Raw genomic sequence first — 21,569 nt, 5'->3', positions numbered from 1 at the left:
CCGCCTCCTGGTAACCCCGCCTCCTGGTAACCCCGTTCCGCCTCCCGTTGGGAAAGGACGTGACGCCATGTCCCTCGCCGCCGGTGCCTGGGGCGACGCGATGGTCAAGTTCGGCAACGGCCTCGGTGCGATCGCCGGCTTCGTCGGCATCCTGTTGCTGGTCTTCCTGGTCGCCGGCCGCGCCTCCGGCCGGATCGCCCGCCCGCTGGCCGTGCTGGTGCTGCTCGGACCGGCACTGGTCCTGCTGCTGGTCGGCCTGGTCGCGCCGCTGGTCCGTACCGTCTACCTGAGCCTCTACAGCGACGACAGCAGCCGCTTCGTCGGCGGCGAGAACTTCGGCTGGGCCTTCACCACCGGTTCGGTGCGCGAGGTCCTGGTCAACACCCTGCTCTGGCTGGTGATCGCGCCGCTGGCGGCGACCGGGCTGGGGCTGGTGCTGGCCCTGCTGGTGGACCGGATGCGCGGCCAGGCGGTCTACAAGTCGCTGATCTTCATGCCGATGGCGATCTCCCTGGTCGGCGCCTCGATCATCTTCAAGTTCGTCTACGAGTCGCGCGACCACTCGCAGCGGCAGATCGGTCTGCTCAGCCAGCTGGCGATCTGGCTGGGCTGGGACGACCCGCCGAACTGGATGCTCGCCCAGCCGCTCAACACCTTCCTGTTGATGGCCGTCATGGTGTGGGTGCAGACCGGCTTCGCCATGGTGGTGCTGTCGGCGGCGATCAAGGCGATCCCGGACGAGGTCACCGAGGCGGCCCGGCTGGACGGCGCCCAGGGGCTGCGGCTGTTCCGGCACATCACCGTGCCGATGATCCGCACCACGGTGGTGGTGGTGCTGACCACGGTGATGATCACCACGCTGAAGGCCTTCGACATCGTCCGCACCATGACCGGCGGCAACTTCGGTACCCAGGTGCTGGCCAACGAGATGTACTCGCAGTCCTTCGTCCAGTTCAACACCGGACGGGGCAGCGCGCTGGCGGTGATCCTCTTCCTCGCGGTGCTGCCACTGGTGGCCTACAACATCCTCCAGCTGCGCAAGGAGCGTGCGGTCCGATGAGCGTACGGCGGGACGGCGGCGCCGTCCGGAAGGCCTTCTCCGCACCATTGGCCTCGGTCTTCGTGATCGCGGTGACGGTGCTGTGGACTGTCCCCACCCTCGGGCTGCTGGTCACCTCGCTGCGCCCCAAACGGGACGTCACCGCGGACGGCTGGTGGAACGCCCTGCTCCACCCGGACCTCGGGCTGGACAACTACCACACGGTGCTGTTCGAGGGCGGATCCGGCGTCTCCACCGGTCTGATGCCCTTCCTGGTGAACTCGCTGGCGATCAGCGTGCCGGCCACGCTCTTCCCGCTGGCGCTGGCGGCGATGGCCGCCTACGCGCTGGCCTGGGTGCGGTTCCGGGGCAGCGACACCCTGTTCTTCCTGGTCTTCGCGCTCCAGGTGGTGCCCCTGCAGATGGCGCTGATCCCGCTGCTCCAGCTGTTCTCGGGCGGTGCGCACCTGGGTTCGCTGACGCTGCTGCCGGCCCTGGACCTCAAGGGCACCTACGCGCCGGTGTGGCTGGCGCACACCATGTTCGCGCTGCCGCTGGCGATCTTCCTGCTGCACAACTTCATCGCCCAGCTGCCCCGCGACCTGATGGAGGCGGCGGTGGTGGACGGCGCCTCGCACTTCAAGATCTTCCGCTCGATCGTGCTGCCGCTCTGCACGCCCGCGCTGGCCTCGTTCGCGATCTTCCAGTTCCTCTGGGTCTGGAACGACCTGCTGGTGGCGCTCACCTTCGCCGGCGGCACCCCGGAGGTGGCGCCGATGACGGTCCGGCTGGCGCAGTTGTCCGGATCCTTCGGCGGGCGGTGGGAGCTGCTGACGGCGGGGGCGTTCCTGTCGATCGTGATTCCGCTGGCGGTGTTCTTCGCGCTCCAGCGCTACTTCGTGCGGGGGCTGCTGGCCGGTTCGGTCAAGGGCTGACGCCGGTCCGCCTGTTCCGCCCGTGATGCCCGGTCCGGCTGTACCGCCCGTACCGCCCGGTCCGGCTGTACCGCCCGTACCGCCCGTTGGGTCCGGGGGAACGTCGGGGTTCAGGTCATTCCATGGCGAATGTGTCGATTTCGTGGACACGGTCGGTGGGTTACCGGTACACCGTTAGGGGCTGGTCGGCCGAGATGACACAGGGGGGCGGTCATGGCAGACACGGGCACACGCCTGGGCGGGCGTACGGACAGACGCGGCGGCGGTGGTCGGGGCGGTGGCGGGAGCGCGGGCGGGCGGTGGTGGCGGCGGTCCGGAGTCCTGCTGGCGGCCCTGACCACCGCGGCGGCACTGGTGTCCGGGCCGGGCGCGTCCCCGGCGGCGGCCGTCACGGCGACGCTCGGCAGCACGGCGGTCGGCACCGCCACCGACACCGCCGACTCCAACTACCTCAACGCCTCGCGCTACGTGACCGGTTCGTCCGGCGGCACGGTCAGCAGCGTCTCGGTGTACGTGGACGCGGTGGACGCCGCGCCCAACAACCGCTTTCAGACCGCGATCTACCAGGACAACGGCGGCAGCCCGGGCGCCCTGCTGGCGAGCAGCGCCACCGCCACCCTCGGCGGGTCCGGCTGGAACACCGTCCCGCTGACGGCCACCCTGACCGCCAACACGCCGTACTGGCTGGCCTACAACACCAACGGCTCCGGTCCGACGGTCAACAACCTGCGCTACAGCCCGGGCGGCACCAGCGTGTACGGCAACGGCGGCCTGCCGTTCGGCAACTGGCCGGCCAGCGCGGGCGCGGTCACCAGCAGCGGGCTGAGCTTCTCGATCTACGCCACGTACAGCACCGAGGCGTCCCCGCCGCCCCCGCCGCCCGGCGCGGGCCCGGGCACCGAGGGTCCGATCCTGCTGGTCACCAGCCAGGCCAATCCGTACACCCGGTACCTGGCCGAGATCCTCAAGGCGGAGGGCCTGAACGCCTACCGCCAGGTGGACATCTCGGCCGTGACCGCTGCGGTGCTCGCCTCCGCCGAGGTGGTGCTGCTCGGCGAGATGCCGCTCACCGCCGCCCAGGCCGCGCTGTTCACCACCTGGACCAACGGCGGCGGCGAGCTGGTCGCGATGCGCCCGGACCGGCAGCTCGCGCCGCTGTTCGGCCTCACCCCGGCCACCGGCACCCGCGCCGACGCCTACCTCAAGGTGAACACCGCCGCCGCGCCGGGCGCGGGGATCACCGGTGACACCATGGGCTACCACGGCCCCGCCGACCTCTACACGCTGAACGGCGCCACCGCCGTCGCCACCCTGTACAGCGACGCCGCGACCGCGACCGCCAATCCGGCGGTCAGCCTGCGCACGGCCGGCAGCGGCCGCGCCGCCGCGTTCAGCTACGACCTCGCCAAGTCGGTGGTGCAGACCCGGCAGGGCAACGCCGCCTGGGCCGGCCAGCAGCGCGACGGCGTCGACGGCTACGAGGCCAGCGAGATGTTCTTCGGCACCGGCGGCCAGTCCGACTGGAACGACCTGGACAAGGCGCTGATCCCGATCGCCGACGAGGAGCAGCGGCTGCTCGCCAACCTGCTCACCCAGCTCGCCTCCGACGACGCGCCGCTGCCGCGGTTCTGGTACTTCCCGCGCGACGTCAAGGCCGTCGTGGTGATGACCGGGGACGACCACGGCGTGGGCGGCACGGCCGGCCGCTGGGACGGCTACATCGCGCAGAGCCCGCCCGGCTGCTCGGTCGCGAACTGGGAGTGCATCCGCGGCTCCTCCTACATCTACACGGACGACCCGCTCACCCCGGCCCAGGCGAAGGCGTACAGCGACCAGGGCTTCGAGGTCGGCGTGCACGTCAGCACCAACTGCCGCCCCTGGGGCAGCACCTCGGTCCTGCAGGGCTACTACCGGGACCAGTTGGCTGCCTGGCGGGCCAAGTACCCGAACCTGCCGAACCCGTCGAGCAGCCGCACCCACTGCGTGGAGTGGGACGACTGGGCCACCCAGGCGAGGACCAAGCTCGCCAACGGGATCCGGCTGGACACCGACTACTACTTCTACCCCTCGAACTTCACCCAGGACCGGCCCGGCTACTTCAACGGCACGGCGCAGATCATGCGCTTCGCCGACACCGACGGCAGCGTGATCGACGAGTACCAGGCCACCACCCAGCTCACCGACGAGTCCGGCCAGTCCTACCCGGGCACCGTCAACACCCTGCTCGACGCGGCGTACGGCGCCAAGGGCTACTACGCGGCGCTGACCGCCAACATCCACACCGACTTCGCCGCCTCCGCCGCCTCGGACGCGGTCGTCGCCGCCGCCAAGGCGCACGGTGCCCCGGTGGTGTCCGGCCGGCAGATGCTCACCTGGCTGGACGGGCGCAACGCCTCGGCCTTCACCGGGCTGGCCTGGAACGGGAGCGCGCTGACCTTCGGCATCACCGGCGGGGCCAACGGGCTGCGCGCCATGCTGCCGGTCGACGCGGCCGCCGGCACCCTGACCGGGATCACCTCGGGCGGCCGCCCGGTGCCGTACCGGGTCGAGACGGTCAAGGGCATCGCCTACGCGTTCTTCGACGGCGCGGTGGGCTCGTACAGCGCCAGTTACGGGCAGGACACCACCGCGCCCGCGGTGATCGGCACCACCCCGGCCGGCGGCGCCGACGCGGTCGCCCCGGGCACGGCGGTCCGGTTCTCCTTCAGCGAGCCGCTGGACCCGGCGAGCGTCACCGGCGGGTCCGTCACCCTGCGGACCGCGTCCGGCGGCGCGGCGGTCGCGGGGTCGGTGGCCCACGACGCGGCGGCGAACGGCGTGGTGTTCACGCCGGCCGCCCCGCTGGCCCTCACGACCGGGTACACCGCGACCGTCCAGGGCGTCCGGGACCGCTCGGGGAACGCGCTGGCCGCCCCGTACACGTTCTCCTTCACCACCGGGGGAGCGGAGCCGCGGACGATCGGGAACACGGCGGTGGGCTCGCTGATCGACGACACCGACTCCAACCACCTGAACGGGAGCCGGGTGACCACCGGCGCCGATCCGGCGGCGCTCACCGCGCTGAGCGTGCACGTCGGACCGATCGCAGCGGCGCCCAACAACCGGTACCAGCTGGCCGTCTACACCGACGCGGGCGGCTCGCCGGGCACGCTGGTGGCCGCCACGGGCCCGGGCACGCTGACCGCCAACGCGTGGAACTCGCTGCCGGTGAACCTCACCCTGAGCGCCAACACCTCGTACTGGTTCGTCTACAACACCAACGGCACGAGCACCACGGTGAACAACATGAACTACTCGACCGGCACCGCCGGGCAGGGGGCGTACAGCAACACGGTGGTGCCGTTCGGCACGTGGCCGGCGGACTTCGGGCCGGCCGTGAAGGACTCCTTCCGGTACTCGCTCTACGGGACGTACTGACGGCGGTCCGCTTCCTCCCCGGCTTCGGGCCGGGCTCTGTCACAGGGGTGCGACAGAGCCCGGCCCGGTGTTTTTGAACTTGTTCAGAATGGTCTACAGTCGGCTTCGGCCGTGGTGCCCGGTGTCCTCACCGGTGTGGTTCCGCGTGCTCGTCGGCGGACCGCCCGGAGGGTGGATTCCGCGTTCCCACCCGACCATTGAGGGGGATCCCATGTCCGGATTCAGCATGCCCGCCGCGGGCGGAGTGCCGCCCCGGCCCGGCGTCGGCGGTGCTGGTGCTGGTGCTGGTGCTGGTGCCGGTGCGGAGGCGGGGGCGGGTGCCGGTGTGCCGGCGGCCGGTCCCACCGGGGCCTTCGGCCCTGCCGGTGGCTACGGCTCCGGTGGTGCTCCCGGCGGTTTCGGCCCCGGCGGCGCTCCCGGCACCGGCCCGTACCGGGCGCCCGGCACCCCCGCGCCGCAGCCGTTCCAGTGGCTGCGGCCCAGCGACCCGGACCGGAAGGCCCCGGCCACCGGCCGGACGGTGCTGGCGGCGGTACTCGCCGGTCTGCTCAGCTCCTGGCTGCTGATCGACGGACTCGGCGTCAACCTGCTGCTCTGCGCCGCGGTCGTCACCGTGGGCGCCGGGGCCGCCGCCCGGGCCGCCGGTCGTCGGCCGAGGGCCTGGACCGTCCTGTGGAGCGCGCTCGGGCTCGCCCTGCTCGCCGTCCCGGCGCTGTACGAGGCGGGCTGGCCGGTGCTGCTGAGCACCGTCTGGGCGGTGGGCCTGGCCTCGCTGGCGCTGCACGGCGGACGGCGCTGGAGCGGTGTCCTGCTCGCGCTGCCCGGCCTGCTCTGGCAGCTCGTGCCCGGACTGGTGTGGGCCGGCCGGACCCTGCGCGGCCGCCGCGTCGGTGACCGGGGCCAGGTGGTGCCGGTGCTCAAGGGCGTCCTGGTGGCGGTGGTGCTGCTGACCGTCTTCGGCGCCCTGTTCGCCGGGGCGGACGCGGCCATGGCGAACGTCCTGGAGAGCCTCGCCCCCAGCATCGATCTCGGCGAACTCCCGGCCCGCGCGGCCCTGTTCGTGCTCGGCCTGGCGACCGCGCTGGGCTTCGCCCACATCGCGGCGGGCCCGCGGCGCTGGGACCGCACGGTGGTCCGGCCGGGCCGGGCCAGGGGCCGGCTGGAGTGGGCCCTGCCGCTGGCCGCGCTGAACCTCATGTTCGGCGCCTTCGTGGTGCTCCAGGCGGTGGTGGTGCTCGGTGGCGCCGAAGCGATCCTGGAGCGCACCGGGATGACCCGCTCCGAGTACGCCCGGCAGGGCTTCTGGCAGCTGCTGGTGGTCACCGTGCTGACCCTGGTGGTCGTCGCGCTCGCCAAGCGCTGGGCGCCGCGCGGGACGGAGGCCGACCGCCGGCTGGTGCGGCTGCTGCTCGGCGCGCTCTGCCTGCTGACCCTGGTGGTGGTGGCCGCGGCGCTCGGGCGGATGTGGTTCTACGTGGACGCCTCCGGCCTGACCACCCTGCGGCTCTGGGTGCTGGCGGTCGAGATCTGGCTGGGCGTGGTGTTCGTGCTGCTGATCGTGGCGGGCCTGACCCCGTCGGCCGGCTGGCTGCCGCGCGCGGCGGTGCTCAGCGCGGTGGCGGCCGCCGCCGTCTACGGGTTGATGGGGTCGGACGCGATGGTCGCGGAGCACAACGTGGCCCGCTTCGAGCGGACCGGGCAGATCGACCTGCGCAACGTCCGCTCGCTCTCGGCGGACGCCGTGCCGGCCCTGGACCGGCTGCCCGGCGACTACCGGACGTGCGCCCTGGGCCAGGTGGCGTACGACCTGCGGGCGGAGGGCTCCACGCCCTGGTACGCCACCAGTCTGGCGGCGTCGCGGGCCCGGGGGATCCTCGCCGAACGACCCGTGCCGGATCACCATTCGTACGCGGAGGACGCCTGCGACCGGGTGGGCATGAGCCGCGACGACGCCTTCGAGGGCTGAGCGGCGGCGCCGGTCCCGGTGGTCGCGAGCTTCCGGGAGCGTGCGAAGGGCCGGTCGGGAGCGTGCAGCTCCCGACCGGCCCTGTTCCGTGCTGTGTTGCGCGGTGCTGTGTTGCGTGACGCCGTACGTGGTGCCGTGTTGCGTGGTGCCGCGTCCGGTGCGGCCCACCGCGGTGGGCGACCGGGGTGGGCGACCGGGTCAGTGCACGGCGACGCCGGCCGTGTCCGACGGCAGGTCGGAGGCCTTCGCCTTGATGGCGACGACCGCGATCACGAAGGCCAGGCCCGCCATCACCGCGCCGACGATGAAGCCGTGCGAGATGCCCTGCGCGAGCACCTCGTTGGCGGCGCCGGTGCCCTTCGGGAACTCCTGCTTCTCCATCAGCCAGGCCTTCTGCTCCGGGGTGGCCGTGGCCATGAACCCGGGCAGCTGGACCTTGGCCTCGGCCGTGGCGTAGTGCGCGAACACCGTGGTCAGGATCGACAGGCCGAGCGAGCCGCCGATCTGCTGCATCGAGTTCAGCAGGCCGGAGGCGGCGCCGGTCTCCTGACCGGAGACACCCGCGACGGCGAGCAGCATGACCGGGACGAAGACCAGGCCCATGCCGAAGCCGAAGACCACCGTGGGGCCGAGGATGCCGTCCACGTAGCCGCTGTCCGCGTTCATGAAGGTCAGCCAGGTGAGACCGACCGTGACCAGCAGCGCGCCGCCCGCCATGAACGGCTTGGGACCGTACTTGGCCTGCAGGCTGGAGGCCAGCTGGGCGGCCACGATGATCGAGGCGCTGATCGGCATGAAGGCGAAGCCGGCCTTGAGCGGGCTGTAGTCCAGCGGGCCCTGCACGAAGAGCGTGATGTAGAAGAAGATGCCGAACATGGCGGCCGCCAGGCAGAGCATCATCACCAGCCCGCCGGTGCGGTTCCGGTTCGCGAACAGCTTCAGCGGGGTGATCGGCTGCGCGGTGCGGGTCTCGATGATCACGAACGCGGCCACCAGCACGACGCCGGCGGCGAAGGAGCCGAGCGTCACCGGGTCCGACCAGCCGTCGGACGCGGCGCGGATGAAGCCGTACACCAGGCTGACCAGGCCGAGCGTCGAGGTGAGCGCGCCCGGCAGGTCGAACTTGCCCGGGTGGCGCTCCGACTCGGCGATGTAGCGCGGCGCGGCGAAGGCGATCAGGACGGCGATCGGCACGTTGACGAAGAAGACCCAGCGCCAGTCGAGGTACTCGGTGAGCAGGCCGCCGGCCAGCAGGCCGATCGCGGCGCCCGAGCCGGCCACCGCGGAGAACACGCCGAAGGCCCGGTTGCGTTCGGGCCCCTCGTCGAAGTTGGTGGCGATCAGGGCGAAGGCCGTCGGCGAGCAGATCGCGCCGCCGATGCCCTGGAGCGCGCGGGCGGCCAGCAGCATGCCGCCGTCCTGCGCGAAGCCGCCGAGCAGCGAGGCCAGCCCGAACAGCAGCGTGCCGGCGATGAAGACCCGGCGTCGGCCGAGGATGTCGCCCGCGCGTCCGCCGAGCAGCAGCAGGCCGCCGAAGGTGAGCGTGTAGGCGTTGATCACCCACGAGAGGTTGGTGGTGGAGAAGTCCAGCGCGTCCCGGATCTGCGGCAGCGCGATGTTCACGATGGTGGCGTCGAGCACCACCATCAGCTGCGTGGCCGCGATCACGGCGAGGGTGATGCCCTTGTTCGGGCCGTGCCCGCTCCGCGTCGGAGAGTTCTTGCTGAGTGTGTCGGAGATAGCCAAGTTGATGCCCCCTGCTGGCTACTGCTTCGTATGCTGCGGACTCTGGGGTCCGGCCCGGCCCGACGGCGTCCCGCGGGCTATGAAGGAACGGTATCGTTCACTACTGTGGACGATAGCGTCGGCGAGATTATGAACGCAAGCGTTCCTTAGGGTTGGTGATGATGGATCAGTTGGTGCGGCGCCAGGCGAAGGAACGCTCGGCCGGTCGGCAGGCCCCCCGGGTCGAGGCGGAGCGCGCGCCCGAGCCCATGCGGGGCCCCTGCCCGGTCCAGGCCGTGGCCGAGGCGCTGACCAGGCCGGCGCGGCGGCGCGGGCGGGAGCTGGAGGCGGCGATCTTCGAAGCGACGCTCGATCAGCTCACCTCCGGCGGGTTCGCGCGGCTGACGATGGAAGGGGTCGCCGGTGCCGCGCGCACCGGAAAGGCCGCGCTGTACCGGCGGTGGGCGTCCAAGGTGGAACTGGTCATCGACGCCCTGGACTCCACTCTCCCACGCCCCACCGACACCCCGGACTTCGGGTCCGCCCGTGAGGAACTGCGGCACCTGGTCGAGAGTTTCGCCTCGGTGGCCCGCTCCCGGGCGGGCGGTGCCGTGACCGCGGTGATGGCCGAGTTGGACCACGAACAGGCCCAGCTGTTCAAGGACTTCATCGCCCAGCGGATGATCGAGCCCACCAAGGGCGTGATCCTGGACATCCTCCGCCGGGGCGCCGAGCGCGGCGACGTCCGACCGGACGCGGCCACCCCGCTGGTCGCCGACGTCGTCCCGGCGATGCTGCTGTACCGGGTGAAGGTCTGCGGCCGGCAGGTCGGGCCCGAGTTCGTCGACCAGTTGGTGGAGGAGGTCCTCGTCCCGCTGATCCGGGTGTGAGGGGGAGGCCGGGGCGGTCTCCTGCCCGGCCCTTCCTCCCGCCCCGCCCGGTCGTCGTCCGAGGTGGGGCGGGGCGGGAGTCGGGGGCGGGGCTCGGGCCGGTCGGGGGTGCGGGCGGGTGGCTTAGGCTGGAGTCCGACCAGCTGAACGGACCCCTCTCATGCCCATCGTCCCGCCGACGCACTCCGTCGAGCGCTCGCTGCGCCGGGCCGGCGCCAAGATCGTGGTCGGCCTCGACGAGGTCGGACGTGGTGCCTGGGCCGGTCCGGTCACCGTGGGCGCGGCCGTCACCGGCCTGCGCCGGCCCCCCGAGGGGCTGACCGACTCCAAGCTGCTCACCCAGCTCCGCCGTGAGGCACTCGCACCCGTCCTCGCCGACTGGGTCAACGCGTACGCCCTCGGTCACGCCTCCGCCTCGGAGTGCGACGAGCTCGGGATGACGGCCGCGCTGCGGCTGGCCGCCGTGCGCGCGCTGGAGGCGCTGCCGGTGGAGCCGGACGCGGTGATCCTGGACGGCAAGCACGACTACCTCGGCGGTCCCTGGCAGGTGCGCACGGTGATCAAGGGCGACCAGTCGTGCATCTGCGTGGCCGCCGCCTCCGTGCTCGCCAAGGTCCACCGCGACGGCATGATGGCCGAACTCGGCGAGGAACACCCCGAGTACGCCTTCGGCGACAACGCCGGCTACCCCTCCCCGGTCCACCGGGCCGCACTGGAGGAGCTCGGGCCGACCGAACACCACCGCCTCTCCTGGTCCTATCTGGACGCGCTGCCCAAGTGGCGTCATCTGAAGCGGATCCGGGTGGTGCCCGGCCCCGCCGGAACGGTCTCCGCCGAGTCCGCCGGGGAGCAGCTCGCGCTCGGTTTCTGACACTACGTCGGGATATTTCGACCGCGGATCGTAGGGCTCGTGGTGACCAATGGGTGGGGCGCCCGTGCGCGTTCGACCGGCATTTGATAGATATCCGGGTATGCCTGTCTTCCCCGAGGAGCCGGAGATCAACGAGAGCCTCCCGGGCCCCGGCGTTCCCAGTCCCCGCGAGTCGGACGCACAAGCCCTCCACGCGCCGGCCATCGGCGGCGCGACCCCCGTCGTACCGTCGGCCGCCGGCCCCGCGCCGGTCCAGGTGCCGGGGCCCCGCCCCGCACCGCCGCGGGCGGCTCGGCCGCGTTCGACGAGCGCGCGTGCGGATCGTCCGGGGCCGTCGCCGCGGCCGAGCCCGATCCCCAAGCCCGGTCCCCGATCCGCGCCGCAACCGGCGTCGGTCGAGGTCCGGCACGTCCCCGCCAGTCGGTCGGCGGCGCTGGACCGCGCCGACGAGACCGTCGACCAGTTGCTGGACGCCGGCCGCGAGCCCGGCGCCGTCCTGGTGCTGACCGTCGGCGCGGCGCACCCGTGGCAGCAGCACGAACTGTCCTTCGGCGAGGAGCGCTACTGGGCGCAACTCACCGAGGGCGGCGACGTCTTCTACGCCGACGCGGAGCTGACCCGCCCGGTCCGCCGACCGGTGGTCGTACTGGTCGTCAACGGCGGTTCGGCCGAGCGTGCCGCGACGGCGTACGCCAAGGCGCTGCGGCACGCGGAGGAGCTGCTGGTGGTCTGCGGCGGCGCCGACCCGGCGGTCGCCGGTACGGCGCTCGCCGCCGTCGGCGCACCCGCTCCGCGCGTTCTGCCGGCCTGAGACCCACGCCGGGATCCGCGACCCGCGGGGGCCCTTCGGCCCTCGCGGTTCCGGCCTCCCGGCCCGGTCGACGACCCCGGCCACGGCTCCGTCCAGTCCTGTTCCGGTCCCTTTCTCCCCGTCCTCCCCGTCCTGTTCCGTCCCGGCCCGGTGCCCCGTGGGTGCCGGGCTTCGGCATGCCCGGGGCCGGGAGTGCGCGGAGCCGCGGAGGGGCGGGTGGAGGGCAGGGGTGCGGGAAGCCCGACCGGCAGGGCGGCGACGTGTGCCGGAGCCGGGGCGTGCCGGAGCCGGGGCGTGTCGGAGCCGAGGCGCGCCGCAGCCGGCGCGTGCCGGACCGGCGTCCGCCGTCACGGACCGCGGACGGGAGGCCGTCCGGTCAGCGGGTGCCGGTGCGCCGGGCCGGTTCGATCGCCGTGACCCGGGCGGGCGTCCACGGGCGGTCGCCCTGACGGGACCGCTGGGTCCGGTCGCCGCGCTGCGGCCGCTCGGGTGCCGACCGCAGGGGCCGCTGGCTGTGCGAACCCTCCAGCGCCGTGCGCGGCGGCAGCTCGGTCACGGTGTGGACCGGACCTTCCGCCCACGAACCCGCGTGCGGATTGCGGCCGCTCCGCCCGTCCCCGAGGATCTGCCAGCCGGCCGGGGTCAGCGCCACGTACGCTCCGCAGCGCAGCCCGTGCAGGGTGGCGGCGTCCCGCAGGGCCCACATCCACGCACCGTCCTGCTCCGTCCAGCCGGCCGCGCCCTCGCGGCAGCGCAGCAGCACGGCCGTCCGGGCCGGGCTGGGCAGGCGCAGGTCGTGCGGGGTGACCTGGCGCAGGTGGGTGAGGATCGCGTTGCGGTGCTGCCAGCCGTCCGCATCGTGCGGCCAGGGGGCGAAGGAGGCCGAGGCGGTCACCCGGTGCTCGGGGTCCAGGACGGCGACCACGACCGTGCCCGGCTGCGGCAGGTGCCGTTGGTGCAGCTCCAGTACGAAGTCGCGGGGCTCGCGGAGCAGCGGGATCCCCGATTCCGCCCAGGCCTCCAGGTCGAGCATCCGTCTGGGCGACGAGCTCCGGGCGAGGGGATACTGACCTCGGTCGATGCCGCTGATCACGATCCTCCTTCCCGACCCACGGGCGCGCGGGTGCATGCGTACGCCGAAGGCACCGTCCATGGGACTGGGCTCCGGGTACGGTCCAATTCTCAGGGTAGGAGGGGTGGAGCGGCAATGATGAAATGATGAACGCCGCCCGAAAGCCAACGTTCTGCCGGATATATTCCACGGTCGCGCGAAACCGGCCAGGACGCCTCCGGACCGGGATCCGACCGTGGCGCAGCGCGCTCCGAAGCATCTCCGCCACCTCCGTTCCTCCTTTCCCGTGACGGTGTCCCGTTGATCCGTCCTGCGGATCCCGCCGGTTCCGGCGCCGCCGCCGGTCCGTCCTCGTGCTGTTTCCGTTCTCCCGCCGTTCCTCCTCCCCGGTTGTTCCGGTGCCCGCGCCGGACCGGCGCCGGAGCGGGGACGACGCCCTCCGTCAGCCCTGGACCGCCAGGACGAGCGGCAGGACCGCGCTCGCGCCGGCCCGGCGCAGCAGCCGGGCGGCCACCGTGACCGTCCACCCCGAGTCGACCAGGTCGTCCACCAGCAGCACCGGTCCGTTCGCGGCCGCCAGCGCCGAGGCCAGCTCCGGCGGCACGGTGAGCGCGCCCGCCACCGAGTTCAGCCGCTGGGCGCTGTTGCTGCGCGAGCCGTGCGGCGGCTGCCCGGTCGCGTACTCGATCCGCCCGAGCAGCGGCATCCGCCCGATCTCGGCGATCCGGGCGCCGAGGCTGCCGACCAGCTGGGGCCTGGACGAGGAGGCCATGGTGACCACGCCGACCGGCCGGTCCAGCCGGGCGCCGTCGGCCGCCGCCGGGCCGGCCCAGCCGCCCGGCCCGCGCGCCCAGTCGGTCAGCACGGTGACCAGCGCGTCCACCGCCTCGCCGGGGACCGGCGCGTCCGGGGCCTGGTCGGAGAGCAGGGACCGCAGCCGGTTCCCCCAGCCGATGTCCGAGAGGCGGCCGAGCGCGCGGCCCGTCTCGGCCTGCTCCCCGGCCGGGATGCGGCCCTTGAGCGGGACCCCCAGGGCGTCCATGCCGGTGGGCCAGAGCCGCCGCGGCTCGAAGCCCACACCGGGACGGCCGAGCGCCGCCCGGGCCGCCTCCAGTGCCTCGGCCGAGACCTCGGGCCCGTGTTGCGGCCCGGCGCAGTTGTCGCACCGCCCGCACGGCACGGCCTCCTCGTCGTCCAGCTGGCGGCGCAGGAACTCCATCCGGCAGCCGCCGCCGGTCGCGTACTCGCGCATCGCCCGCTGCTCGGCCTCCCGGGAGGCGGCGACCTTGGCGTAGCGGGCGCTGTCGTACTCCCAGCTCCGGCCGGTGGCCGTCCAGCCGCCCTTGACCCGGCGGACGGCGCCGTCCACGTCGAGCACCTTGAGCATGGTCTCCAGCCGGGCGCGGCGGAGGTCCACCCGCGGCTCCAGCGCGGCGGTGGAGAGCGGCCGGCCGGCCTCGGCCAGCGCGTCGATGGTGCGGCGGACCTGCTCCTCGGGCGGGAAGGCGAGCGAGGCGAAGTAGCGCCAGATCGCCTCGTCCTCGCGACCGGGCAGCAGCAGCACCTCAGCCCGGTCGACCCCGCGCCCGGCCCGGCCGACCTGCTGGTAGTAGGCGATCGGGGAGCTGGGCGAGCCGAGGTGGACGACGAAGCCGAGGTCGGGCTTGTCGAAGCCCATGCCGAGGGCCGAGGTGGCGACCAGCGCCTTGACCCGGTTGGCCAGCAGGTCGGCCTCGGCGGTGCGGCGCTCGGCGTCCTCGGTGCGGCCGGAGTAGGAGGCCACCGCGAAGCCGCGCTCGCGCAGGAAGGCCGTCACCTCGTCGGTGGCGGCGACGGTGAGGGTGTAGACGATGCCGGAGCCGGGCAGCCGGTCGAGGTGGTCGGCGAGCCACGCCAGCCGGTGCGCCGGGTCGGGCAGGGTGAGCACGCCGAGGGTGAGGCTCTCGCGGTCGAGCGGGCCGCGCAGCACCAGGGCGTGCTCGTCGCCGGCGCCCGTGCCGAGCTGCTCGGCCACGTCGGCGGTGACCCGGGCGTTGGCGGTGGCGGTGGTGGCCAGCACCGGGACCCCGGGGGTGAGCTCGGCGAGCATGGTGCGCAGCCGGCGGTAGTCGGGGCGGAAGTCGTGGCCCCAGTCGGAGATGCAGTGGGCCTCGTCGACCACCAGCAGGCCGGTGGAGGCGGCGAGCTTGGGCAGCACGTGGTCGCGGAAGTCGGGGTTGTTCAGCCGCTCGGGGCTGACCAGCAGGACGTCGACGGCCCCGGCGGCGACCTCGGCCTGGACGGCGTCCCACTCGTCGGTGTTGGCGGAGTTGATGGTGCGGGCGTGGATGCCGGCCTTGGCGGCCGAGTCCACCTGGTTGCGCATCAGGGCGAGCAGCGGCGAGACGATCACCGTCGGTCCGGCCCCCCGGGCGCGCAGCAGGGAGGTGGCGATGAAGTAGACGGCGGACTTGCCCCAGCCGGTGCGCTGCACCACCAGGGCCCGGCGGTGGTCGACGACCAGGGCCTCGATGGCCGTCCACTGGTCCTCGCGCAGGGTCGCGCCGGGGCCGGCCAGCTCGCGCAGGACGGCCTCGGCCCGGGCCCTGACCTCGGCCCGGTCGGCGGTGGTGGCGGTGGTGTGGGTCTTCGGCTGCTCCATGGCGTCCATGAAACCCCGTGGGACCGACAGGGGGCGAACGGCGGTGGGCGAGGAGCGGGCGAAGTCCGGAGGTATTTCATCCGTTCTTCTGCTGAACGGCCGTCATTTTTCCCTCGGGAGAGTGGGGCGACCGTACGCCGAACGAGGGAGGAGTTATTCACAGGCCGGGTTTATCCACAGATTCCGAAGAATTTTCCGAGGGTCCCGGGAAATTGGGACAGCCTTCGGGCCATGACCGAAGAACACATCGCGCTTCCCTTCGGCGACGGTCCCGGTGGCCGTTCGCTCACCATGCGGGGCCCGGCCGACATGGCCGAGGCGCTGCCCTACCTCCTCGGCTTCTTCCCGGACGACAGCATCGTCGCCGTCGGACTGCAGCCGCCCGGCCTGCACCAGGGCGGGGTGATCCGGCTGGACATCCCCGAGTCCGCGGCCGAGTGGCCGTCCGCCGCGGAGGAGACGGCGGACCTCATGGTCCGGCTCTCCGAGCGGGAGGCGCAGCGGCCGGTCCAGGTGCTGCTCTACCTCTGCCAGGATCCGGCCGTGCGGGGGCCGGGCCGGGAGCACGGCCCGCTGGTGGAGGAGCGGTTGCGGCCGCTCGCCGAGCGCCTGCGGCAGGCCTTCGAGAGCCGGGGCGTGCGGGTCAAGGAGTCGCTCTGCGTCTCGGCGGGCCGCTGGTGGTCCTACCTCTGCACCCGGGAGGGCTGCTGCCGACCGGGGGGACACCCGATCCGGCGCGAGCCCGCCCCCGGCCCGGTCGCGGTCGCGGCGACCGTCGCCGGACTGGCGCCGCGCGGCAGCCGCAAGGAGATCCTGGCCGGGCTGGCCCCGATCGGCCCGCCCGGGGCCGAGTCCGCGCGGGCGGCCCTGGCCCGGGCCGGGGTCGGTCCGGGAGCCGCCCCGGGCGGGCGGCGGCCGCTCGACCGGAGGGAGGGCGCCCGGCTGATCGACACGGCCGTCGCCGAGTTCATGGCCGGAGCCGTCTCGCTCGACGACGACCGGGCGGCCCGGCTGCTGCTGGCGCTCCAGGACCGGGTCCTGCGGGACCGCGCCGCCGAGTACGCCCGGCCGGCCGAGCTCGCCCCCACCCGGCGGCTCTGGGGCTTCCTGGCCACCCGCTGCGTCGCGCCCCACGAGCGCCTCGCCGCCCCGCCGCTCACCCTGCTGGCCTGGGTGTCGTGGGTCGCGGGGGACGCCGCGACCGCGCGGGTGGTGCTCGGCCACACGCTCCGCCGCGCCCCGGGCTACCTGCTCGCGCAGTTGCTCTACGAGTCGATGAACGGCGGGTTCGCGCCGGAGGTGCTGCTGGCGAGCATCGAGGAGGAGCGCCACCGCCGCACCGAGCGGGAGCGGGCGGAGAGCGAGGCGGCGGCGGCCGCGGCGGAGCGGGAGGCGGCTCCGGACCCGTCCCCCGGGCCGGACCTCGGTGGTGCGCCCGGACCCGGCCCCGATCCGGCCGGGGGAGGAGCGGCGGAGCCCGGGCCCGGTGGCGCGGGGGCGGGAGCTCCGGCACGGGGGAAGGCCCGTCGGGGCCGGCGGCGGCGCGGCCGCCCGGTGGCGGGCTCACCGTCCGTCGACACCCCGTCCGTCGACACCCCGCCGGGGTCCGGCTCCCGCACCGCCGACAGCACCGACAGCAATGACAGCAACGACACGGCGGAGCCTCCCGGCCACCCGGCCGGGCCGGACGGTGTCGAGAGGCACGGTGCCGGGCGGCCGGAGGGGATTTCGGGGACCGCCCGGAGCGCCGGGGGCGGGCTCTGCCGGGCACGGGTCCCCGGTCCGGCGCCCAGGGCGGCGGCCGTCCCGCCCGGGGGCCGACGCCGCCGGGGCGCGTGCGGGGCGGAGCGGGGGCAGAGCCGTGCCCGGTGACCTCCGCGGCGGCCCGGCCGGGTCCGTCGACTGCCTCCTCCGGTGCCGCGCCCCCGACCGGCCGCCGGGCCGGCGCCCCGGTCGTCCGGCCGGCCGCCTCGACCGCCGTCCCGACGGTCGGCCGGGGAGCCGCCGGGCGGCCCGGGGCGCGGGCGCGCTACACCTCGCCGCGCGCCATCGCGATCAGCCGGTCCAGTACCTTGCCGCCGCTGACCCGGAGGCCGTCGTGCTCCCACTCGTTGGTGATCCAGGTCCGCACCCCCCGCACGGCCCGCGCGGTCTCCAGCGAGTCGGCGGTGTCGACGTACATGTCGTCGTGGTAGACCGCCGCGAACACCGGCACCTCGTTGGCGGCGAGTGCGGCCGGGTCGTACAGGTCCGGCCAGTCGGTGCGGGCGGCGAGCAGTTCCGCGGTCTCCTTCAGCGGGCGCAGCGCCGGGTCGGTGTCGAACACCCAGGGGTAGATCATCTCCCCGGTGAACAGCACCGGCGCGCCCGACTCCAGCGCGGCGCGGGCGTCGAACTCCGGGAACTCCGCGCGCACCCGCTCGGCCGCCCAGGCGGTCCCGGCCGGGTCCACCGAGTGCTGGCCGTAGATCGACTCGTGCAGGACGGCGTAGAGCGGGCCCTGGGCGAAGGAGAGCTGCGCCTGGGCGCCGGCGAGGAAGGTGTCGGAGAGTTCGGGGCCCTCGACGCCCTCCACCCAGGCCTCCTCCAGCAGGTAGTGGAGGGTCCCGGAGCCGCTCCCGGTGCCGAGCAGCATCCCGAGGGCCTGGAACGCCTCGACGGTGAGCAGCCCGCCGTCGGGCAGGGTGGCCGGGGTCGCGGCGAGGTGCCCGGCGATCCGCCGCACCGCGTCGACGTCCTGCGGGAACCTCGCGTAGTGGCCCTCGTTCTTGCCGACGACCCGCGGGTACGCGGCCCGGTAGACGTCGGCGGCGGAGCTGCGCAGACCGGCCAGGCCGCCGGTGACGAAGGCCCGGTCCAGTCCCTCGGGAGCGATCGAGAGGTAGGTGAGGGTGCAGAAGCCGCCGAAGCTCTGACCGAGCACGCTCCAGCGGCGGTCCCCGCCGAGCAGCCGGTGGCGGATCAGTTCGGCGTCCCGCACGATCGAGTCGGCCCGGAAGTGCGCCAGGTACTCCGCCTGCTCCTTGGCCCCGCCCCGGCGGGCCAGCGTCTGCCGGGTGGCGGGTGTGGACCGCCCGGTGCCGCGCTGGTCGAGCAGGAGCACCCGGTGGTCGTCGAGCGCGCGCTCCAGCCAGCCGTCCCGGCCGAGCGGCCGGCCGGCCTTGCCCCCCGGTCCGCCCTGGAGGAACAGCAGCCAGGGCAGGTCGGTGTCCCCGGTCCGGCCCGAGGCCACCACCTCACGGGCGTACACCTCGATCTGCTCGCCCTGCGGGGCGGCGTGGTCGAGCGGCACCTGGAAGACGTGCTCGGTGAAGGCAATCCCGGGCAGCCGGCTGGCGGTCGACATACAACTCCTCGGTCTCTGCTGGTCACAGCGGTCGCGTCGGCTCCGCCCGGGGTTGCCGGTGGCGGGCCCGCGACCCCCGCACCGTATCCTGGCCGCGGCCCGGGGCCGCCTCCGGCGGCAGCCGCCCGCGACCGCCCACCCGGCGGACCGTGCGGCCGGGCCGGGACCACGGATCGGCAGCCCCGGCGGGCAGCAGGCGGTCGCGGTGCACCGGGCGGGCCCCGGACGCCCGGCGGGCGTGACCTGTGGCCGGTCTCCGGCGTTGACCCCGGGGGCCCTGCGCCCGGGCGCCACCGCCCCGGGCGGGGCGGACCGGGACCCGACCCGGCACCGGTGACGGCGCCGTCGGACGGGGCGCGGAACGGGCCGCAGGGTGGGGCCGGACATCGGCTCCGGGGCCGGCGGCGGGGTGCCGGTCGGACCGTAGGGCCCGACCGGGCAACGGGGAGGGGCCTCCGGGCGCGACAACGCCCGGGGACCAACGGCGCGGGGCGGGTACCGACCGGGTACTCGGCACCGCATGGCACGGCCCGGCATCGGGTACGGCCAGACACGGCACAGACCGGCGGGGGATTCCGCCGGTTCGGAACCAGCACGCGATCGAGCATGCTCGCGGCCCATCGGCCTGACCGGCCACCGGACCGCCGAGGGGAGGAGAGTCCGGTGACCGCGATGAGGCCGCCACAGGCCGCACCGGCCGAGAGTGTGGTCGGCGCGCCGAGACCGGCGGGCCGGCCGGACCAGGCCCACCCGGCCGGCACCGGTGGTCCGGCCAGGTCCGCGCCGCCACGCCCGCAGCCGGCCGCGGTCCACCACGCGGTGCTGTGCGTGAAGGCGCCGGCGATGGCCGCCTCGGACCCCGACGGCCAGTTGCGCGGGCACGGCCTGCACGGGTTCTACCGCTCCGGCGTCCGGGTGGTGGCCCGGATGGAGCTGCGGCTCGGCGGGATCGAACCGCTCCCGCTCCAGGGCACCCTGACCACGGCGGCCCAGGCCCGTTTCCTGGGCGCCGTCCGCCTCCCCGGCGACCTCGATCCGGACCCGGCGCTCACCGTCGAGCGGCTGCGGCACGCCGACGGCGTGGAGACCGTCACGGTGCGCAACGCCGGCGGCCGCCCGGCCCGGCTGCCGCTGGAGATCGCGCTCTCCACCGATCTCGGCCCGGTCGCCGAGATCGCGGCCGGCCACCGCTCCCCGGACCTGCCCGGCCAGGTCCAGTCCGCGGGGCTGCGCTGGGCGGGGCCCACGCACAGCGCCACGGTCAGCGCCCAGCCCTCGCCGCACGCCGTGCTGGCCGGTGCCGGTGTGCTGCGCTGGGACCTCGACGTCCAGCCGGGCGCGCGCTGGTCGGTCGAGCTCCGGGCCGAGCTGGAGAGCACGGTGCCCGCCCCGCGCCCGCCCGGCGGCCGGGGCCCCGGCGTCCCGCTGCCCTGGGCCGAGCCCGAGGTGCGCTGCGACGACCCGCGGGTGGCCCTGGTGGTGTCGCGCTCCCTGGACTCCCTGGGCGGTCTGCTGTTCGCCGACCCGGACCGGCCGACCGACCTGTACCTGGCGTCCGGCGCGCCCTGGCGGTTCGGCCTGGCCCCGGCCGACGCGCTCTGGGCGGCCCGGCTGACCCTGCCGCTCGGCACCCGGCTGGCCGCCGGCACCCTGCGCGCGCTGGCCCGTCGTCAGCAGCAGTCCGCCGCCGGGTCGGGCGGGCCCGGCCAGGGCGGCCGCCGCCCGGAGGGGCTGCTGCCCGGCGCGCTGCGGCACGGCGGCCCCGAGCTGCCGCCGACCTGCACCGCCACCGAGGCCACCCTGCTGTTCGTCACCGTGCTGGCCGAGGCCTGGCGGTGGGGCCTGCCCCGGGCGGAGGTCCTCGAACTCCTCCCGGCCGCCGAGCGCGCGCTCGGCGCGCTGCGCGAGGGCCTGGTGGACGGTTTCGTCACCGACCTGAGCCGCCCGGTCGAGGAGCGCGCCGCCCACCCGGTGCCGGCCAGGGCCGAGGTCCAGGCCCAGGCGCACCGGGCGGCCCTGCACGGTGCCGAGCTGCTGGCGGCCTTCGGCCGGCCCGGCGCCGAGGAGTGGCGGGGCTGGGCGGCCGCCCTGCGCGGTCGGTTCCGCGAGCGGTTCTGGGTGGACGACCTGTCCGGCGGGCGCCCGGCCGCCGGGCTCGCCCCGGGCGGGCAGCCGCTGCCCGCCGTGGCCGCTTCCCTGGTCCACCTGCTCGACCCCGGCCTCGCCGTCGACGGCGGCCGCCACGAGACCCTGCTGGACCGTGAGCAGACCAGGCTGCTCGCCCAGCGGCTGGCGGCGCCGGAGCTGGACAGCGGCTGGGGGCTGCGCACGCTCAGCGCCAAGTCCCCCCGGTTCAACCCGCTCGGCCACCGCAGCGGGGCGGTGCGCGTCCACGAGACCGCGCTCGCGGTCGCGGGCCTCGCCGAGGCCGGCCACGAGAACGAGGCGGGGGCCCTGCTGGAGGGGCTGCTCGCGGCGGCGGCCCACTTCGACGGGCGGCTGCCCGAGATGTACGCGGGGGAGCAGTGGACGCCCGGCTCCCCGCCGGTCCCGCACCCGGGGGCCTGCCGGCCGGCCGCGGTCTCGTCCGCCGGGGCCGCGCACGCGGTGTTCGCTCTCGCCGGCGTCCGGCCGGACGTCCCCGGCGGGCGGGTGCTGGTCCGCCCGGCCAGTACCGCGCCGCTCGGGGAGCTGGAGCTGACCGGGCTGCGGGTCGCCGGCGAGCCCTTCTCGGTGCGGGTCAGCCGGATCGGCGTCGCGATGGTCGAGGAGGCGTCCGCGGAGCTCCAGCTGGTGGCCCGCTGACGGCACCCCACCGTCACCATCACGGTCACCGCCGCCGCCCGCCCGCGGCCC

At 74.7% G+C, this 21,569-nt stretch carries 13 protein-coding genes; 9 read left to right on the top strand and 4 right to left on the bottom strand.

Annotation, left to right across the window (positions count from 1 at the left end; genetic code table 11):
- Nucleotides 1-67 precede the first annotated feature (67 nt).
- The 4 genes from IF01_RS0129565 (at nucleotide 68) to IF01_RS42465 (ending at nucleotide 7,357) form a co-directional block, all read left to right on the top strand.
- On the top strand, nucleotides 68-1,060 hold the full coding sequence (locus tag IF01_RS0129565; RefSeq protein WP_030396640.1) for a carbohydrate ABC transporter permease: 993 nt from the start codon (nucleotides 68-70) through the stop codon (nucleotides 1,058-1,060).
- The gene (locus tag IF01_RS0129560) at nucleotides 1,057-1,974 is read left to right on the top strand and encodes a carbohydrate ABC transporter permease (protein WP_030396639.1); all 918 of its coding nucleotides are present in this window, start codon (nucleotides 1,057-1,059) and stop codon (nucleotides 1,972-1,974) included. Before IF01_RS0129565 ends, IF01_RS0129560 begins: the two co-directional genes overlap by 4 nt.
- Before the next feature lie 213 nt (nucleotides 1,975-2,187).
- On the top strand, nucleotides 2,188-5,391 hold the full coding sequence (locus IF01_RS44405) for an Ig-like domain-containing domain (RefSeq protein WP_157855381.1): 3,204 nt from the start codon (nucleotides 2,188-2,190) through the stop codon (nucleotides 5,389-5,391).
- Between the two features lie 211 nt (nucleotides 5,392-5,602).
- A complete protein-coding gene (locus IF01_RS42465) occupies nucleotides 5,603-7,357 on the top strand; it encodes a DUF4153 domain-containing protein (protein WP_078880417.1) in 1,755 nt (584 codons plus the stop codon).
- Between the two features lie 198 nt (nucleotides 7,358-7,555).
- On the opposite strand, the gene IF01_RS0129545 is transcribed toward IF01_RS42465, so the two are convergent.
- Nucleotides 7,556-9,103: an MFS transporter gene (locus IF01_RS0129545; RefSeq protein ID WP_369826375.1), complete on the bottom strand. Its 1,548-nt coding sequence runs from the start codon at nucleotides 9,101-9,103 to the stop codon at nucleotides 7,556-7,558.
- 158 nt (nucleotides 9,104-9,261) lie between these two features.
- Between IF01_RS0129545 and IF01_RS0129540 the strand changes: the two genes are divergently transcribed.
- The 3 genes from IF01_RS0129540 to IF01_RS51385 all read left to right on the top strand — a co-directional run bounded on the left by IF01_RS0129540 (nucleotide 9,262) and on the right by IF01_RS51385 (nucleotide 11,654).
- The gene (locus tag IF01_RS0129540) at nucleotides 9,262-9,972 is read left to right on the top strand and encodes a TetR/AcrR family transcriptional regulator (RefSeq protein ID WP_078880416.1); all 711 of its coding nucleotides are present in this window, start codon (nucleotides 9,262-9,264) and stop codon (nucleotides 9,970-9,972) included.
- A gap of 160 nt (nucleotides 9,973-10,132) precedes the next feature.
- Nucleotides 10,133-10,843, top strand: a complete 711-nt coding sequence (rnhB, locus tag IF01_RS0129535) for a ribonuclease HII (RefSeq protein ID WP_030396634.1) — start codon at nucleotides 10,133-10,135, stop codon at nucleotides 10,841-10,843.
- A gap of 463 nt (nucleotides 10,844-11,306) precedes the next feature.
- Entirely contained in the window at nucleotides 11,307-11,654 is a 348-nt protein-coding gene (locus tag IF01_RS51385) for a hypothetical protein (protein ID WP_341845509.1), read from the top strand.
- A gap of 376 nt (nucleotides 11,655-12,030) precedes the next feature.
- On the opposite strand, the gene IF01_RS0129525 is transcribed toward IF01_RS51385, so the two are convergent.
- Both IF01_RS0129525 and IF01_RS0129520 read right to left on the bottom strand, forming a co-directional pair.
- Complete coding sequence (locus IF01_RS0129525; protein WP_051742862.1) at nucleotides 12,031-12,687, bottom strand: hypothetical protein; 657 nt, start codon at nucleotides 12,685-12,687, stop codon at nucleotides 12,031-12,033.
- A gap of 481 nt (nucleotides 12,688-13,168) precedes the next feature.
- Nucleotides 13,169-15,376 carry a RecQ family ATP-dependent DNA helicase gene (locus tag IF01_RS0129520; protein ID WP_037781579.1) on the bottom strand — a complete coding sequence of 736 codons (2,208 nt, stop codon included), beginning with the start codon at nucleotides 15,374-15,376 and terminating at the stop codon, nucleotides 13,169-13,171.
- 222 nt (nucleotides 15,377-15,598) lie between these two features.
- On the opposite strand from IF01_RS0129520, the gene IF01_RS0129515 reads away from it, so the two are divergent.
- The gene (locus tag IF01_RS0129515; RefSeq protein ID WP_051756470.1) at nucleotides 15,599-17,239 is read left to right on the top strand and encodes a DUF4192 domain-containing protein; all 1,641 of its coding nucleotides are present in this window, start codon (nucleotides 15,599-15,601) and stop codon (nucleotides 17,237-17,239) included.
- A gap of 157 nt (nucleotides 17,240-17,396) precedes the next feature.
- Here IF01_RS0129515 and IF01_RS0129510 read toward each other — a convergent pair whose 3' ends face one another.
- Complete coding sequence (locus IF01_RS0129510; RefSeq protein WP_030396629.1) at nucleotides 17,397-18,713, bottom strand: alpha/beta fold hydrolase; 1,317 nt, start codon at nucleotides 18,711-18,713, stop codon at nucleotides 17,397-17,399.
- A gap of 672 nt (nucleotides 18,714-19,385) precedes the next feature.
- Between IF01_RS0129510 and IF01_RS0129505 the strand changes: the two genes are divergently transcribed.
- Entirely contained in the window at nucleotides 19,386-21,518 is a 2,133-nt protein-coding gene (locus IF01_RS0129505; protein ID WP_078880432.1) for a glycogen debranching N-terminal domain-containing protein, read from the top strand.
- Nucleotides 21,519-21,569: the final 51 nt, after the last annotated feature.

The sequence above is a fragment of the Kitasatospora purpeofusca genome, assembly GCF_000718025.1.
In the GTDB taxonomy this organism is placed as follows: Bacteria; Actinomycetota; Actinomycetes; order Streptomycetales; family Streptomycetaceae; genus Kitasatospora; species Kitasatospora purpeofusca.
Note: the sequence above shows the minus strand (reverse complement) of the source record. Positions and strands in the feature narration are given on the sequence as shown.

What these genes read in the sequence shown, in the direction of transcription:
- IF01_RS0129565 (WP_030396640.1), top strand. Translation starts at nt 68, where the DNA reads ATGTCCCTCGCCGCCGGTGCCTGGGGCGACGCGATGGTCAAGTTCGGC.
- IF01_RS0129560 (WP_030396639.1), top strand. Translation starts at nt 1,057, where the DNA reads ATGAGCGTACGGCGGGACGGCGGCGCCGTCCGGAAGGCCTTCTCCGCA.
- IF01_RS44405 (WP_157855381.1), top strand. Translation starts at nt 2,188, where the DNA reads ATGGCAGACACGGGCACACGCCTGGGCGGGCGTACGGACAGACGCGGC.
- IF01_RS42465 (WP_078880417.1), top strand. Translation starts at nt 5,603, where the DNA reads ATGTCCGGATTCAGCATGCCCGCCGCGGGCGGAGTGCCGCCCCGGCCC.
- IF01_RS0129540 (WP_078880416.1), top strand. Translation starts at nt 9,262, where the DNA reads ATGATGGATCAGTTGGTGCGGCGCCAGGCGAAGGAACGCTCGGCCGGT.
- rnhB (WP_030396634.1), top strand. Translation starts at nt 10,133, where the DNA reads ATGCCCATCGTCCCGCCGACGCACTCCGTCGAGCGCTCGCTGCGCCGG.
- IF01_RS0129525 (WP_051742862.1), bottom strand. Translation starts at nt 12,687, where the DNA reads ATGCTCGACCTGGAGGCCTGGGCGGAATCGGGGATCCCGCTGCTCCGC.
- IF01_RS0129520 (WP_037781579.1), bottom strand. Translation starts at nt 15,376, where the DNA reads ATGGACGCCATGGAGCAGCCGAAGACCCACACCACCGCCACCACCGCC.
- IF01_RS0129515 (WP_051756470.1), top strand. Translation starts at nt 15,599, where the DNA reads ATGACCGAAGAACACATCGCGCTTCCCTTCGGCGACGGTCCCGGTGGC.
- IF01_RS0129510 (WP_030396629.1), bottom strand. Translation starts at nt 18,713, where the DNA reads ATGTCGACCGCCAGCCGGCTGCCCGGGATTGCCTTCACCGAGCACGTC.
- IF01_RS0129505 (WP_078880432.1), top strand. Translation starts at nt 19,386, where the DNA reads ATGAGGCCGCCACAGGCCGCACCGGCCGAGAGTGTGGTCGGCGCGCCG.